This window comes from Paenibacillus nuruki, from assembly GCF_001721045.1.
GTDB classification, from domain to species: Bacteria; Bacillota; Bacilli; order Paenibacillales; family Paenibacillaceae; genus Saccharibacillus; species Saccharibacillus nuruki.
In genome coordinates, this window is record NZ_MDER01000001.1 from 78,078 (window position 1) to 94,706 (window position 16,629).

12 protein-coding genes are annotated in these 16,629 nt (G+C 38.9%); 1 reads left to right on the forward strand and 11 read right to left on the reverse strand.

The window, feature by feature from the left end; all coding sequences use genetic code 11:
• Positions 1–4: 4 nt before the first annotated feature.
• The 10 genes from iolD to PTI45_RS00420 all read right to left on the reverse strand — a co-directional run bounded on the left by iolD (position 5) and on the right by PTI45_RS00420 (position 11,487).
• Positions 5–1,918, reverse strand: coding sequence for a 3D-(3,5/4)-trihydroxycyclohexane-1,2-dione acylhydrolase (decyclizing) (iolD, locus tag PTI45_RS00375; RefSeq protein ID WP_069325562.1), 1,914 nt, complete (start codon positions 1,916–1,918; stop codon positions 5–7).
• A 7-nt stretch (positions 1,919–1,925) separates the two neighbouring features.
• On the reverse strand, positions 1,926–2,918 hold the full coding sequence (iolC, locus tag PTI45_RS00380; protein WP_069325580.1) for a 5-dehydro-2-deoxygluconokinase: 993 nt from the start codon (positions 2,916–2,918) through the stop codon (positions 1,926–1,928).
• 59 nt (positions 2,919–2,977) lie between these two features.
• Positions 2,978–3,793 (reverse strand): 5-deoxy-glucuronate isomerase, encoded by an 816-nt coding sequence (iolB, locus tag PTI45_RS00385; RefSeq protein WP_069325563.1) that lies wholly within the window; start codon positions 3,791–3,793, stop codon positions 2,978–2,980.
• Between the two features lie 15 nt (positions 3,794–3,808).
• Positions 3,809–5,281, reverse strand: coding sequence for a methylmalonate-semialdehyde dehydrogenase (gene iolA, locus PTI45_RS00390; RefSeq protein WP_069325564.1), 1,473 nt, complete (start codon positions 5,279–5,281; stop codon positions 3,809–3,811).
• A 327-nt stretch (positions 5,282–5,608) separates the two neighbouring features.
• Complete coding sequence (locus PTI45_RS00395; RefSeq protein WP_069325565.1) at positions 5,609–6,589, reverse strand: DUF4340 domain-containing protein; 981 nt, start codon at positions 6,587–6,589, stop codon at positions 5,609–5,611.
• 18 nt (positions 6,590–6,607) lie between these two features.
• Positions 6,608–8,023 carry a GldG family protein gene (locus tag PTI45_RS00400; RefSeq protein WP_069325566.1) on the reverse strand — a complete coding sequence of 472 codons (1,416 nt, stop codon included), beginning with the start codon at positions 8,021–8,023 and terminating at the stop codon, positions 6,608–6,610.
• A 5-nt stretch (positions 8,024–8,028) separates the two neighbouring features.
• Entirely contained in the window at positions 8,029–8,742 is a 714-nt protein-coding gene (locus PTI45_RS00405; RefSeq protein ID WP_069325567.1) for an ABC transporter permease, read from the reverse strand.
• Positions 8,739–9,758 carry an ABC transporter ATP-binding protein gene (locus tag PTI45_RS00410; protein WP_069325568.1) on the reverse strand — a complete coding sequence of 340 codons (1,020 nt, stop codon included), beginning with the start codon at positions 9,756–9,758 and terminating at the stop codon, positions 8,739–8,741. The genes PTI45_RS00405 and PTI45_RS00410 overlap by 4 nt, the downstream gene beginning before the upstream one ends.
• A gap of 126 nt (positions 9,759–9,884) precedes the next feature.
• The gene (locus PTI45_RS00415) at positions 9,885–10,340 is read right to left on the reverse strand and encodes a hypothetical protein (protein ID WP_069325569.1); all 456 of its coding nucleotides are present in this window, start codon (positions 10,338–10,340) and stop codon (positions 9,885–9,887) included.
• A 232-nt stretch (positions 10,341–10,572) separates the two neighbouring features.
• Positions 10,573–11,487, reverse strand: a complete 915-nt coding sequence (locus tag PTI45_RS00420) for a DMT family transporter (RefSeq protein WP_069325570.1) — start codon at positions 11,485–11,487, stop codon at positions 10,573–10,575.
• A 119-nt stretch (positions 11,488–11,606) separates the two neighbouring features.
• Here PTI45_RS00420 and PTI45_RS00425 point away from each other — a divergent pair, with 119 nt between their 5' ends.
• Positions 11,607–12,497, forward strand: a complete 891-nt coding sequence (locus tag PTI45_RS00425) for a LysR family transcriptional regulator (RefSeq protein ID WP_069325571.1) — start codon at positions 11,607–11,609, stop codon at positions 12,495–12,497.
• Positions 12,498–12,626: 129 nt separating this feature from the next.
• On the opposite strand, the gene PTI45_RS00430 is transcribed toward PTI45_RS00425, so the two are convergent.
• The gene (locus PTI45_RS00430) at positions 12,627–16,403 is read right to left on the reverse strand and encodes a DUF5704 domain-containing protein (protein WP_175425092.1); all 3,777 of its coding nucleotides are present in this window, start codon (positions 16,401–16,403) and stop codon (positions 12,627–12,629) included.
• Positions 16,404–16,629 lie beyond the last annotated feature (226 nt).

Here is a 16,629-nt window from a genome sequence, read left to right on the forward strand (position 1 = left end):
TATTTTAATATTGTTTAGCTTTTTTTAACTGATGTTGTCTAGCTTCAAATACTTCATGAATCTTTTCGTTGTCAGAGACTTCAGCCACGCCCACATTCCACCAGCTATCATAGCCATTGGTCATTGTTTTCGGTAATACTTTGATCTCGATCAATGTGGAGTTCGATTGCTGTGCTACATCTTTCAAAGCCGCCTGCAATTGTTCTATCGTATTCACTTTGTAAGACTTGGCGCCATAACCTTCAGCTACTTTGGCATAATCAATATTCATAATCCGTTGATCGTGAGTACGGAATTCGCAGAAATAGCTATCTCCACCGTTCTCCATTTGTAGATTATTAATACAGCCAAAACCTGCATTATCAAAAAGAATAATATTGATCTTATGATTGTATTGAATCGCTGTAATCAATTCAGAGTGTAACATGAGAAAGCTACCGTCACCAACAATAGAATACACTTCTTTGTCAGGTACAGCTAACTTAATCCCTAGAGCACCAGACACCTCGTACCCCATACAAGAGTATCCATATTCCAAGTGATACGTGTTAGCCACTGTAGGATTCCAAATGCGTTGTAGATCACCTGGCAATGATCCTGCTGAGCCAATAATAATGCTATCTGCTGGAATAACTTCATTGATAGCGATCAATGCTGTCGTCTGTGGTAATTCAGTCTGAAGTGCATCGGCATATTCATTGAGCATCTGTTGATCAAATTGATCGCTTACTTCTGGCTTAAAATTGTCCCGCTGAAAAGTAATCTTACTTAAACGATCTCGTTCCTGATTCCATTCTGCTTTGAATTGCTGAATCTGATCTCCAAATTCACTAACGTATCCTTCTAATAAAGGAGACAGTTGTTCCAAGGCTGTTCTAGCATCCGCTACCATTTGAAAAGCATCCAATTTGTATGCTTGAGCACGGCTAACATTAATATTTAAAAATTGACCATTTTCAAAATCAAAAGCCGTTTTGGAAGATGTTGCAAAATCAGTGTACCTTGTACCAATACCAATCACTAAGTCAGCTTGTCTTGCCACTTGATTCGCGGCAAGTGTCCCGGTTATGCCTATACCACCTAGATTATTAGCAAATGTATATTCAACTGTTGCTTTACCTGCTTGTGTTTCTACTAATGGAATATGATGCTTTTCAGATAATTGGATCAATATATCCCGTGCTTGCGAATATTTAGCTCCACCACCTACAATGATCACTGGCTTACGACTGGATTGGATTAATGCAGCTGCTCCTGTTAATTCGCGCATCGTAGGCAATTTACGATCTAAATAATGAACCCGACGTGCAAAAAAGGCTACATCATAATCATAAGCTTCTCCTTCTACATCTTGCGCAATACAGATCGTAGCTGGGCCAGCTTTGGCAGGATCAGTCATCACTTCAAAAGCTCGTAGTAAGCTAGACATTAATTGTTCAGGACGAGTGATCCGATCCCAATAGCGTGATAATGGTTTTAACGCATCATTGGTTGTAATCGCTGCACTATATTCTTGTTCAATCTGTTGAAGTACAGGATCAGGCTGTCTTGTAGCAAACGTATCTCCAGGTAAAAATAATACTGGAATGTTATTAGATAATGCTGTCCCTGCCGCCGCTGCTAGATTCGCTGCTCCTGGCCCTACCGATGTGGTAACCGCATATATTTTTTGACGTAACATTTGCTTGCTGTATGCGATAGCCGCATGAGCCATTCCTTGTTCATTTTTACCTTGTATGACTTTGAGATGACCGGATTCTTGTTCTAATGCTTGACCGATTCCCAGTACGTTACCATGTCCAAAAATAGTAAATATCCCTTCGACAAAAGGAAATTCTTGACCATCTACATGGATATATTGGGCATTCAAAAAACGGATTAAGGCTTGTGCTGTTGTCAGCCGAATGGTTTGCATCATGTCACCTCTATCTGTATTGTGCCTCTTTTTCATCTGCTGTAATCAATTGTTCAATTTCATTTACTGTAGGCATGGCTTCAGAAGAACTATGCTTGCTCACCACGATCGATGCTGAAGCACTGCCGTATTTGAGAGCGGTCTCGATATCTTTACCTGCAAATAAAGCATACAGAAAAGCAGAAGCATACGAATCACCTGCGCCAAATGTTTTCAATACTTGAGTGATATACGCTTTACTTTGAAAACGTTGACCTATCTTTGTATAGGCATATGATCCTTCGACACCATGCTTGATTACAATCAGTTGCGGAAGATGCTGGAATAAATAAGCGATCGTTTGCTCATTTTCTCCTTTACGATGTTCAAGAATATCGAATTCATCGCGTGTTCCGATCACAATATCTGCTTGCTCGGCAACCAGTGCATAATAGATAGCCGTTTCTTCTATAGAGTTCCATGTATATGGACGATAATCTAATTCAAAAATCACTTTTACGTTGTGTTTACGCGCGAGACTGACTGCTTTGAGTACAGCTTCCCGTGAAGGACTTTGCGAAAGAGCAGTACCTGATACCAATAAAGTACTTGTTTGTCGGATATAGTCTTCATCTACTTCACTAGGTTCCAAGTACAGATCGGCTACATTATCACGATACATCAGAATACTGCATTCTTCAGGGCTTTTGATTTCGGTAAAAGCAAGCCCTGTTTTGTGACCTGCTCGATCAATTACGACTCCTGTGGTATCGATACCTAGATTCTGAATATAGTTAGCAATAAAGCGACCATGTTGATCATCTGCTAGCTTCCCGATAAAGCCTGTTTTGAGCCCTAATTTGGAACTTCCAATTGCGATATTAACAGGTGATCCACCGACGTATTTGGTGAACGTCATCGTTTCTTCCATAGGACGATTGTATTCTGTAGCGTTCAGATCTATACAGGCTCTACCAATCGCAATAATATCGAAAACACGTTCACTTTTTAATTCGTACTTCATCTGTTCTTCCACTCCGTTTCCTTCACAAATTTCTATTCTGTACAAGCTTGATCATCAGCTTAACGTTGCAATATCCATTCATGATCAGGATCGTTGTGGAATTTCCAGATGCGCTTGGGTCCTGCCATCACATTAAGATAATACGAAGTGTATCCGTCAGGCACACCTACAGGATGATAACCGACAGGCACGATCACAACATTCCGATGTTCAACCGCCATCGTCTCATCTAGTGAACGATCATCAGTATACACACGTTGAAATACAAATCCTTGCGCAGGATCGATCTCATGATAGTATGTTTCTTCTAATAACGATTCCGCAGGCAATTGATCAACATCATGCTTATGAGGTGGATAACTGGACCAGTTCGCACTTTCTGTGATGACTTCAACGACCAAAAGACTATTCACCGTCTGATCAGAGTCTGGCAAAATATTATGCACCAGACGCTGATTGTTATATTTTCCACGATGCTCAACACCATTTTCGGCAGCTTGAATCATACGGGTTGGACGTTGTTCGATAGAAGGTGAATAACATAAAGCCACTCTAGCTGTTGTCTCTGCAGTAATAGTAAATGCACGATCATTTGAAATATAAACGCTATCTGTAGGCTTTTTCTCAAAAACACTTGCACGTGTTCCTACTCCGGTAAACGTCTGTTCATGATCGCTAACTGTAATTTGGCCTGTGACGGCTACAATACAACATTCGGTTTTTCCCAGTGCTTCGCTATATGTCGCACCGGGTTCGATATCTATCATTTTGAATCCTACATAGTGTAAAGGAGAATTATCTTGATTCACTTCATGTAGCAGAGTTACCCCTGTGCTGAGAAGTTGTTGTTGAGGTTTACGCAATAAACGACTCATGATTTGGAACCCTCCTTATTCAAACGTAGGCGTAACATAACGAGCAGTGACTACTTTTTTGTGCGTATAAAAGTCTACACTGTCTTTTCCATTAGCATGTAGCGTACCGAAAAAGGAAGATTTCCAACCGGAAAATGGAAAGAATGCCATCGGTGCAGGTACACCTAAGTTCACGCCTAACATCCCGGCATCTATATTTTCACGGAAATAACGAATCGCTGAAGCATTGGATGTAAAAATACAAGCTCCATTAGCAAATTCCGAGCGATTAGCCGTCTCGACTGCTTCTTTCAAATGCTTCACACGAATAACCGATAAGACAGGCGCAAAAATTTCATCTTTCCAGATCGTCATATCTGTTGTGACATTTTCAAAAATAGTTGGTCCGATAAAATAGCCTTCTTCTGAAATGTGTTCACGACCATCGTAGACCAACGTTGCGCCTTCGCTAATCCCTTTTTCGATGTAGCTTATAGTGCGTTTCTGATTTTCTTCTCGAATCACCGGACCTAGAAATACACCGTCATCAAGACCATTTCCGATTTTGATCTCGCCTGCTCGCTCTTTCAAACGGGTGATAAAAGCATCTGCGATGCCTTCTTCAACAGCGACAACAGCACATGCCATACACCGTTCACCTGCTGAACCGAAAGCAGAAGCGATCACATTGGTCACCGTGTCTTCTAAATCAGCATCGTTCAGTACAATGGTATGATTTTTGGCTCCTGTTAATGCCTGTACTCTTTTGAGATTATTACTTCCACGCTTAAATACATATTCTCCTACAGGCTTCGAACCAACAAATGAGATCGCTTGTACCGAAGGATGATCCAGAATACCATTCACCACGTCATGCGCTCCGTATACGATATTGAATACGCCTTTAGGCAATCCTGCTTCAGTAAATAATTCAACCAGACGTCTAGTTAATAACGGTGTACGTTCAGAAGGTTTGAGAATAAATGTATTGCCTAAAGCAATCGCCATCGGGAACATCCAACAAGGCACCATCATAGGAAAGTTAAATGGAGCAATCCCACCAACTACGCCTATCGGGTACCGATAATTTACCGCTTCTACATCTGTTGCAATAGAAGCCAGTGAATCGCCCATCATCAATGTAGGCGCACCCGCGGCAAACTCTACATTTTCGATACCACGACCTACTTCACCTAATGCTTCGGTCAAATTTTTCCCATTTTCTAAAGTGATCAGACGAGCTAATTCTTCTTTATGAGTAGACAATAATTGTTGGAAGTTAAACAGAATGCGTGCACGACGAGGAACAGCTACTTTTTGCCAGGATTGAAAAGCTTGGTGGGCTACTTCAACAGCATAATCAATATCTTCTTTAGTAGACAGGGGGACTCTTGCAATAACTTCTTTGGTCGCTGGATTGTAGACATCTTCATAGACGGTTGTTTTACTTTCGACCCATTCCCCATTGATATAATTTTTTAGCTTTTCTACTTGTAGCGCTTCTGTCATTTTTGTTCCTCCTCTAATTGAATACACTTCAATAGATCATCACAATAGTTGTATCATTGTTATATTTTGATTCATTTATCACTTTTTGATTATGTTTTGATTAATTTATAGTTAAATATTATTCTCAAAACTGTTTGTAGTCAATCATTTTATCGATTTGACTTCTTTTTTATCAAATAAAATCAATATAGATAGATATCGAACTCAAAAAACACCTTTTACCAAGTATGCAATCTACTCAATAAAAGGTGTTGGTTGTGAATTTTCACTTTATTGGCTGTGGATAACTGATAATTAGACAACGATCATTGATAACAGATAAGCCTATCATTTAGAGAGCGCTTGTGCCGACTGTATCACTTGATGGATCGATTCTGACGGTAGACGATACGCCCACATATGAGTAGGATCGGTCACCCAAATTGATGTAGGATCATCGGCATTTTGAAATCCTTGATACGTATCTACAACCGTATGCCCTTGCTCTGTTCGAGTCACTTTCAAAGTGAATACAGACGATTGCGATGATTGTTTAGAAGCAGGTTGTGGCAATTGATCAGTTGGTATATTTTTGATACTATCTGTCAAATTGGATGCTTGTTCAGCAGTAATAGAATGACCATTAAAAGTCCAACGATCTTGCGATGGATCTTCTAGATTGGCTTGATGATGTACTGTCCAATGGCTCTGATCTTTGGAATCTGTCCAACTCAAAGCTGTCATATCTTTATCATTCCAACCGATTGGCGTTGTATCAACAAATCCAAAAACAGTAGCTGACAAATCCGTAACGGTCTGCTGTGCTAATTGGATAATTGCTCCTTCATTTAAGCGTGCATAATAATATCCATCGGTTGGTAATTTGCTCCCAATATACAGTCTATCTTGTTGCCCTGTCGATGTGGTTAATACCATATTAGGTTGCTGTGGATCTATCCCGTATTTGGTTACATCGGTTGGTGCTTCTTCTACAATATTGTGCACTGTCGCAGCTTGTAATGTGGTTAACCAATCTGCAATCATATATGAATTGGTAGGGTAGCTAGCAGGTAGACTCATTTGCCATTGATCCTTATTTTTTTCAAGCACAATCGGTGTTGAAGATCCCGACGGTGTAGTCGCTTCCTGATGTTCAGGTAAAGGTTTGATTTGGATCTTCTGCACAGTATCAGGTGTAAACGAAATCCATTGGGCTTCTACAGGAGTTGTCTGATCTTTTTGAAAAAAGTTCTGTGAATACGCATATACTCCACCTACCAGTAAAATGATAACCATACTTATAGTCGGTATCCATTGACGAAATTGCACGATCTGCAAGACTCCTTTCTATCCTCTCCGTCGTCTCCACCATAGTACAATCCCTATAATGACAAAGAGTAAAGGAAATACAATCACCGTTCCGACGAAAATCATTTTCGCTTGAGATAATGATAAATTCGCAGTCTGGTATTGTTCTTGTACTTGAGGTCGAATCGTGATTTTACTCGTATTACCTAACAGATCATTAATACTATTCAGTGCAAAATCTAAATTTGCTTGCTGAACAATTTCCTGATCCATCATAAAAGTAGATCCACCTAAAATCACTGCTTTGGGTGCACCTTTGCTATCAGCGACAGCAAATCCCAGATCGAAAGGGCCGGGTAAATCTTTCGGATCTCGTTCTGTTTTGGATTCTAATAAGCCTGACAGATTGGTTTCTCCATAACTATTACTCGAAGAAGTCAGTAACGGTGTTGTTGTCCATCTTTGTACCGCTTCTAATTGCAAACCAACTGACAGAGACATCATCGTATACAGCTTGCTTGCTGCTAATTTGGATGTAATCTCATGTTGTCCATAGTCTGGAATAATCGTCAGTGGATCATATAAGGTCGTGTCTTTAGGTTCTACAGCTACAGTATGAGTATCTTTAACCCCATACATGCTCATTAATGAGTCCAAGTTCTTCCAACTACTACTCATTTTTTCATTAAATCCAAGAGATAAGAATAACTTGCCTCCATTACTCAAGTACTGCTTAATGAGCTTGGTTTCCCCATCACTCAAATCATTTTGCGGGCCTACAATCATAAGTAGACTTGCGTCTTTCGGAATAGCGCCTTCTTGTAGTAAAGACAGATCGCTCACCGTAATATTTTCTTCTTTTAAATGATTCACCAGTGTACTGATATCAGTGGTTGCAAATTCATTATGCCCGTTGAGCAGATATGCTTTGTGTGTTGTAGATGAAGATAGAGATAACAGACCTGAAGTTAACTTCTCTTCACCACTAAATTGATAAGAAGTACTGGCTTCTGCGCTTTCTGCACTCATATCACTTGCTCCTGCCCCATCAGCAAACATATCATATACCGGAACGATTTTGGTACTATCTCCTTTTTTGAGCACCACTGCACTTTCAGTCACTCCGTATTGCTTGGCAAGTGTTGGATTGGTCAGCAGATCATACGTTTTGACTTGCAACTTGCTGTTCACTTTATGGTATTCTGCTAATAAATCTGTCACTTCACGGGTATAGACTTCAGCATCTTGCGAGTTAAGAAAGACCAGTGCTTCGACATTCTGGTCTAATCCTTGCAATGTTGTTATCGTCTGATCGGATAACGTATATTGTTTATTTTTGGTTAGATCGACTTGAAAAGTGCCAATCGAATTTAGAAATAGTGTCACAATAATAAAAATCCCGATCACTGCTACTGAAAAGACAACTGCATTTGTACCTTGTATCCATTTTTTCATATTGATCACCTCCACCTTTTCCGTTCCACGACTTGTATACTCAGCACGAGGAACAATAGAGATAACGTAAGATAGAACAGAATATCAGGTCCATGCAGTACGCCTTTAATTAAATTATCGATTCGACTCGATATTGAAAAAGGTTCTAACCATTTCTGTGCAATATCTGAATTCATTGTAAAAGAATCAATAATCCATAGTCCCAGTAAGAGTACAAATGCGATCACTGCCGATACCATCTGGTGTTGAGACAGACTAGAAGCAAATAGCCCTATCGCCATCATTGCGGCACCGAGTAAAAATACCGCCAATAAAGATAACAATAACATTGGCATATTCATCGTACCGAAAAAAGACATCGTCATCGGATACACCAGATTACATGCAATCAATACTACTAATAAACCAAGCGAAGCTAAGTATTTACCCACCACAATCTCTGTTACTGTGACAGGCGAAGTGAGCAGAAGTTCATCGGTTCCCTGTCTAAATTCTTCAGATATCAAACGCATCGTTAACAGCGGAATAATAATCAATAACATAAAAATCGTATTGCCCAAAATCAAACGGTAATCCAATATACTTGGCTGATAACCGACAAAACTAACATAAAACATATAACTAGATAGCAATACATAGACGGCAATTGCAAAATAAGTCGTTGGATTTAAAAAATACAGCTGTAATTCTTTAGAACAGATCGCCCACATGCGTCTCACTTGGATGTATCCCCCTTTGTCTCAGGAGTATCTGTAACGTCCACAGATGATACATTGGTTTCTTTACTCGATATCGAATCTGTTGTTAATTTGGCAAATAGATCTTCTAAACTGTGACCTTCTTTACGCATTTCTAATACAGGTATTCGTGCTTCGGCTAATAATAAAGAAAGTGATTCTCTAAAATCTTCCTGATCGACTCCAGTTAATTGGATCGTAATCAATTGTTCTTGTTGTTCATTGGTATCTGAATACTGAAATTCCATATGTGCAAAGACTAAATGTTCCAGTACTGATCGTACGATCGCAGGCTTAGACTTCACTTCCAATTGAATCTGGAAATTCTCGTGCAATGAATCACCAATATGATCAGCTGCTCGATCCAGTACTAATTTGCCTTCATGGATAATCAACATTCGGTTACAGAGCATACTGACTTCTGGCAAAATATGAGTGCTCAACAACACGGTATGTTGTTCGCCTAATTCTCGAATCAATTGACGAATTTCCATAATCTGATTCGGATCAAGCCCAGATGTTGGTTCATCTAGAATCAATAATTCCGGTTGGTGAATAATCGCACCTGCTAATCCTAGACGTTGCTTATATCCTTTAGATAAAGAACGGATTACCTGTCGTTCTCTTCCTTGTAGTCCAAGCCGATCCACCATTTCACTTATCCTTAACTTCTGTTCTCGTACCGACACATCACGTAGATCCGCCACAAAACGTAAATACGAACGCACGGTCATATCGGGATAAAGTGGCGGTGTCTCTGGCAAATAGCCGATTTTACTACGGGCTTGTCTGGATTGTTCATGCATCGGTAGTCCATCTACCCATATCTGTCCCGTAGAAGGGGTTAAATATCCTGTAATCATCCGCATAGTTGTTGTTTTACCCGCTCCATTGGGGCCGAGAAAACCAACAATTTCACCACGCTTCATCTCAAAATCTATTCCATCTACACTGCGACGCTGATCAAACCATTTACTTACTTGCTGGACTTGCAGCATACCTCGTTCCCTCCCGCTTTTCCCAAAATCCTTTTTACTATAACGTAAATGTTATAAATTCAGCTTAAAGGAAGGTAAAGGAAAGCTTAAAAAAGCCGCCAGATCATGATGATCTTAGCGACTGATTTAGGAGGAAGAGTGAGCAGAATGATCCAGTTCAAAAAACCATTCTAAAAATGAATTGAAATTTTCCCACTGTGGTTGTAATTTCCCTGCCCAAAAGTCTTGTAACGGTTGACCAAGACTCAATTCTAACACTTGTCCCGTCTGCCGATTATAAAAGTATCCACCTTCACCGACAAAAGCATCCAGTGGAAGATATTCTTCTGGTAATTGCAACGTCGTGCGGGCACTATGTACACTTAAATCATAATTCGAATACAGTACAAACCAAGCAATATGGTAAAGTTCACGATGTCTACTATAAAACGTAGGCCCTGTCTCAGCATGCAAATAAAATTGAGCAAAGTCTGAGTCTAGCGGAATATTTAACTGTTCCAAAGCACCTACATAGTCAGACGAAGCTTCTTCATACCAGCCATTTTGTTCTTTGAAGTATTGTTCAACTTTGGATGATAACAAGGTCTGCCTCCTTTTGATTTCATGAAGCTCTATAAAATATAAAATAATAATCAAAATTAAATCCTACATAAATATTCTATAGAACTTACTACTATATTATAAAAGATACCTCTAAAAGGATACAAATTCTAGAACACAATCTGATCACAAAAAAAAGACTAGCTCTTTAATAGAAATAGTCTTTTTATATTTGCTTTTATATTTTCTCTATATATTTTAATTATGCATGCAGTTACTTTTTATCTACAGGAACTTGTACGATCAATGGAGGCTTAACTGCCTTTTTCCAATTTACAAACGCTATACTACAAGCAATCATAACCAGACCGATCAATAAAGGTAAAGTGATCGACTCATTCAATATCCAGATACTAAAGATATTAGAGAGTACCGGAATTAAAAAGGTATATGTTCCTACGGTACTCACTTCTCCACTGTCGATTAGTTTGAAATACACCATCCAACCACCAGCAATAACAAAAAGGGAAATAAATAATAACACTTCGATAAAAGAAGGCGTCCACTGAATATCACTCCAACGTTCGGTAGATGATCCAAGAATCATCAGCACAACTCCACCGATTAACAATTGCATGGTCACTGTCCACAAAGAATCCAATTGCTGATTATTTTTCTTCATATAAATCGTACCTAGCGCCCAACATAATGACGATGCCAGAGCCAAAACGATACCTGTTACCGATAAGTTGCCTTCGATTCCGCCAGAACTAATCACAGCCACACCGGCAAACCCAAGTACCAATCCAACCACTTTCATCGTATTCATTTTTTCACCTAACCATAACCATGAAAACAATCCAAGTAAAATCGGTTGTAAAAATACTATCGTTGAAAATAAACCTGCTGGCAAATAGCCAATCCCTATCGTCTGTAGTCCGTAATATCCGATAATATTCAGAATAGCGAGCACTGCATAGATTTTCATATTCCGTTTCCATTGCAATCGTTCAATATGTTTTAAAGCAAATCCTAATAAAATTAGACCTCCTATTAAAGTCCGCAGTCCTGAAAATAAAAGAGGTGGCACATCAGGTAATACTAATTTGGTTAAAGGCCAGTTGATTCCCCAGATCGTAACAAGGAAAATCACCAACCATAATGTTGTTTTAGGGGATAATGTCTTCATATTATTCATCCTTTCATCTACTGCGTTTACACTGTTTTAAATTTGTGCTTCTTTAGGTTATACTGTTATCACTTATAAAGAAAATGAATGTTTTGCATAAAGGAGATAACGATATTGTTATGACCATTACTCAGATTATGACCTTTGTACGTGTTGCTGAGACATTAAGCTTTACTCAAGCTGCTCATGATTTGCATATGACCCAACCTGCGGTGAGCCATGCTATAGCCAGTATTGAAAATGAATTAGATACTCTATTGCTAGTACGTGATCGCAAAAAAGGAGTTTTGCTGACAGAGATCGGTGAGCAAGTTTTGATGCAATTCCGTACTATTTTACACAGCATGGAAAAAGTACAACAACAGGTAGCTGCTGTCAAAGGGCTTGATGTCGGTACAATCTGTGTAGGTGCTTTTCCATCAGCATCTGCTTATTTTTTACCGCCTATTATTCAAAAAATCAAACAAAATTATCCTAACCTGGTCTTCGATCTTCATGAAGGCTCTGCAAACGATGTAAAAGAATGGGTATACAATCGCAAAATCGAAGTCGGTATTGTTCTTCTGCCTGCACCCGAATTAGATGTGATTCCGTTATGTGAAAATGATATGGTGCTTCTTTTACCTGCTAGCCATCCGTTACAACAACAAGCTCATATTACGATTCAACATCTTCATAAAGAAGATATGATTTTGTGCAAAGGTGGACACGAAACAGCGATTATTGAAGCTTTTGACAACGAAAATTGTGAGCTTAATATTACATTTACTACTCATAATGTGAGTGCATTAATTAATATGGTACGTCAGGGGCTAGGCATCGGTATTGTATCCAATCTAGCCTTATCTATGCACCCCCATCAACTAGATGTTCGAGAAGTTACACCACGGATCACAAGCCAAATAGGCATCGCTATTCCTTCATTACCAAATGCTTCACTTGCTGTGCAGTTACTGATCAAAACCGCTGAAGAATTATTTATCGAGTCGGCTATATCTATTTCTTCGTAAATACCGACTTAAATAAATACCCATATAAATAAACACAAAAAAGTCTGTATCTTTGACATAAAGAATACAGACTTTTTGTATATCCATTTTATATTATTCATATAGAGGTTTGATTGGAGATACATGGTATTAATGCGTCACCGAAGATTGGAAGTCATCTTTACTTCCTTTATTCGCATGATAAAATATCACATCACCATCTTGAAGCTCAAATGTAAATCCCCATGGATCATTAAATTGCTTTTGAAATCCTTCCAGTTGCCATTGATTCATAAGTGGCGCATGAATGTACTGAAGATGTGGATGTTCCAGATCTCCATTCTGAATCGTTTCGATATTAAAATTAACAACGATATAGCCATCACTTAGAAAAATAGAAGAATGATCATCCAACCCTTTTGGAGTATTTATCGCAGATATAGATGAATGCTTAGACTCTGTTGTTAAAGATGGATTGTTGGAACGATTGGTAGACGTTGACCCTGTTACATCTTGCAAACGAGTTCCTTGCTTAACGACATATACATCAGCAGGCAGACTATATTCACCGTACCATTTCTGCACAGCTGCTAATGAACGCATCGTATTATTGCCTTCAGGTAGATGTTGCTGTGGCCCTATCAATGTACGTAAAGGCTGAGTCAGTAACAATTGAGTGAACTTGCCTATATTGACTTTGCGCTTAGCACTAGCATCTGCAAACATTGCAATTGCTTCTTCTGAATTAGCAGGTAATGACTTCGTCGTATGTTGTGTAAATGAAGCGGGTGTATCTGTATTATTGTTACTATGGCTTAATTTTTGTGTGATTGCTTGGATCTGTTCAGCTGTAATTTCCCACGAGATTCCCGTTTGATTAACCCAGATGGATTCGGCTACTCTTTCGATCAGGGCTGTCCAGAAATGATTGGATTGTTGTTGGTCTACGATTGATCCATTAGACTCCGAGCTACTAATTGGTTCATTTGGTTGTTGTAATAATCGATCATACATATAAAGAGCCGTATTTTGGAGTTCTTCAGCAGGTACTTTTCGCAAAGGATCATTCAAAATCGTATACCGTTGTACTTGGTCTTGCGCCGATCCTATTTGAATAAAGTTTTTACTCGCATTCGAATAATATAAATCGACTGGAAACGGCTTTCCACCCTGACGAGAAACATAACTGAATGAAGGTGTAATTCGAATACTATCCTGTGCTCCAAACATATTGCCTTTGGTTTTGAGATCGAATTTGAAATGATAACCGGTTTTGACCGCTAAGTTGCGATAAATCGGATGACTTCCTTGACGAACAGGCAGCATATAAGGAGCCGTAGTTCCTCGCGTTTCACCATCTATTCCTTTATCACCAACCCAATAAGAAGCTGACTGAGGAATGTCTAAGTTCTTCCACGGTGCAAATACAATCTGCCAGTTATAATCAGCAATATCGGTAATATGAAAATCGTAGACGCGTCCAATCACATCAACAGGAACATTTTCTACAGCGACATGATTGTCTAGAGTCACATTAGCGTTATGTTGAACTGTAAAAGTAGCCGGTGCATTTTCAGCAATGGTACGAAATAAAATATCATACTTGCCTTCATCTACCCATACCGGCAAAAAGAAAGATGTATCCAATTGATTTATCGGTATATCTATCCATGTATGTTTGGGAATAAATGTGGTCTGTTCGTTGTTATATACATCAAAAGGAAACTGTACTTGTTTGGTACGCATATATTTCGCATAATCTCGATTCCCATAGCCCGGATAATTTGTATGCTGTCCACTCGTTGGAATCCGAACAGAGAAAGGACGATCTAATATAAGCGCAGAACGATATAGATCCGGGATTGTTTTCTGATTATGTGATTGATCGTCCGCTACCAATGAATAGTTGACGACAGGTGTATGTACAGTCACCGTATTGATACCTTGGATCGGCTTTTGAATAGGAGTATAGTTTCCTTTACCACCTTCCATTATGGTGTAAAAAACGGTTCCTGTACTTTGAGTATCTTTCCGATTCACTTTTGTTTTTTCAATTCGATTTCCACTTTTATAAAGAACATTACGTCCGATCATGGTAGGGATAGGCATACTGGTCGGTGTTGGTGTAGACACTGTTTTTTCTTGAGCATCCATAATCAATTGTCCTACAACAATAAGCTTATCATTATGCACTTGAATATCAGGAACTTCTTTTTCTGCAAATCGGTTTAAATCTTCTGTAGGTACCGAAGGTGCTGACTTTTGCCGTCCTCCATTAAGTGAAGAAGAAGGGGCATCTGCTTTAACCGATTCTGGCTTTGTAAACCCTCCTGTATATTCTGCCTGATAGGACGGTGGACGATATCCATTTGGTGTGAGAGTAATTTTCCCGTTAGGTAACGCATAATTTGCAAGTTCCGCTTGCGACAATTGGTACATCGCTAATGATGGAATCGTCCAATATGAATAAGGTCGGGTAATCGTATAATTTTTAGTTACTTTTTTATCATTGCTTTTCCAATCGGAATCCCAATACCGATTTCCATTGCTTCGTTCTTTATATTTTCCTGCATCCCATTTACGATGATAGACTTTGGTAACCGGTACTTTAAAATCACATGTTCCCGTCATTTGTGTAAATGTCGCATCATATAAATATTCACGAGATAGAACATTCCCATATAAATCTTCAGAAGTGGGAATCCCTTGAGCGACATCAAATGTTTCCTGATCTCGTTTGTCTGCTTTGATCACGCCAGTAGGTGTCGGGTCTATATAAGCAGGATGCAACGTATTACTGACAGCAGGTATAGTACACATTACGCCTGCATCAGGTTCTTCTGACCCGTTACAATCGACCACATGCACCGTAAACGTATCTTGTACGTCTAAAGCTTGTTCGGTATCTACAAAATGCGCTGTAATCTCTGTACTTCCAATAGTTCCCGTAGGTGTGAGTACACCATTTTTACCTATCGTCGCAATACTTGAGTCTGAACTTGCCCATGATAATGAAGGATGGGATTGCAAGCTATATGTAGTTTCATCCATCTTGGTTAATGTAGCTTCTGCTTGTATGGGTGATGTATCAGTCGTACATATTTCATTTGGCAAATCTATCGCAATTCTTGCTCCGCCCTCTCCAACAATAACCTCTGCTGTATCGGAGATCAAATACTCTTCTTTTTTCCATATCGCTCGAATCGTCACTTTGCCTTCACTAACAGCAGTCACCAACCCAGTTGTCGGATTGACTGTAGCAATCGACTCATCCGAAGACCACCATTTCAGTTCGTCTGTTCTAGAAGTGACTGAAACATAATCGGTCCAAGTTTGGCTTCCATAAGGCTTCGTACGAATCTTTGCCTCCATTTGCTGAGTGTCTCCTACTTCGATTTTAGCATCCGGTGTAACATCAATTTCTTTTTCTTCAGAAACTTCAGCCTGCCAAATAATATCGATTGGAGTTTCATACATAATATTCATTTTTGGACAACCATTTGCTCTCTTCATAAATTCATGACTATCAGTTATTATATGTTCACCACCAGTAGTAGTTACGATATCAGCATTAGTAGAATTTGTGACTTTCGGTTGTCCTGTATACGAATAACTTTCTGTACGTGTATAAGATAAGCTTTTCAACTCTACTGAATTTGCATCTACGCCATTAAGAGGAATAGAAATACCTTTATATTCTACCCATTTTTTTGCAGGCCATTTTGAAAAATTTATATTATCAGGAATTTGTTTATTTGCCGGATAGGGTATTTGACAAGTTCCCATCATAGCAGAATTTGTCACTTTGCCATCCGAATGATTAGCATTAAAAGTTCCATCATCTAATTGATACCAGTAAACACCCGGCGTTGCCGTAGTAGGATATGACTCGATTTTTGTAGTTATTTTTTGAGTTTTAGGAGGCATATTTTCTGCTGAATATGTGATTGGAATATTAAATATATTCAACATATCTACTATTAAAAAAATAATGAAATAACATAAAATAATTTTTTTTGTTTCTTTATACAATTATTTTCACCATCACTTAATTTTTATTAGTAAATGTGACATATTTTTTATTGTCTGCGCTAGCATCTTGATTACTATTTGTTGTTTCTAAAAAAGATTGATTCCAAAATTTAACTTTAAA

Bases quoted from the DNA above. Each gene is read 5' to 3' on its own strand.
- PTI45_RS00410 (WP_069325568.1), bottom strand. From the start codon at position 9,758: ATGCTGCAAGTCCAGCAAGTAAGTAAATGGTTTGATCAGCGTCGCAGT.
- iolB (WP_069325563.1), bottom strand. From the start codon at position 3,793: ATGAGTCGTTTATTGCGTAAACCTCAACAACAACTTCTCAGCACAGGG.
- iolC (WP_069325580.1), bottom strand. From the start codon at position 2,918: ATGAAGTACGAATTAAAAAGTGAACGTGTTTTCGATATTATTGCGATT.
- PTI45_RS00400 (WP_069325566.1), bottom strand. From the start codon at position 8,023: ATGAAAAAATGGATACAAGGTACAAATGCAGTTGTCTTTTCAGTAGCA.
- iolD (WP_069325562.1), bottom strand. From the start codon at position 1,918: ATGATGCAAACCATTCGGCTGACAACAGCACAAGCCTTAATCCGTTTT.
- PTI45_RS00425 (WP_069325571.1), top strand. From the start codon at position 11,607: ATGACCATTACTCAGATTATGACCTTTGTACGTGTTGCTGAGACATTA.
- PTI45_RS00430 (WP_175425092.1), bottom strand. From the start codon at position 16,403: ATGCCTCCTAAAACTCAAAAAATAACTACAAAAATCGAGTCATATCCT.
- iolA (WP_069325564.1), bottom strand. From the start codon at position 5,281: ATGACAGAAGCGCTACAAGTAGAAAAGCTAAAAAATTATATCAATGGG.
- PTI45_RS00420 (WP_069325570.1), bottom strand. From the start codon at position 11,487: ATGAAGACATTATCCCCTAAAACAACATTATGGTTGGTGATTTTCCTT.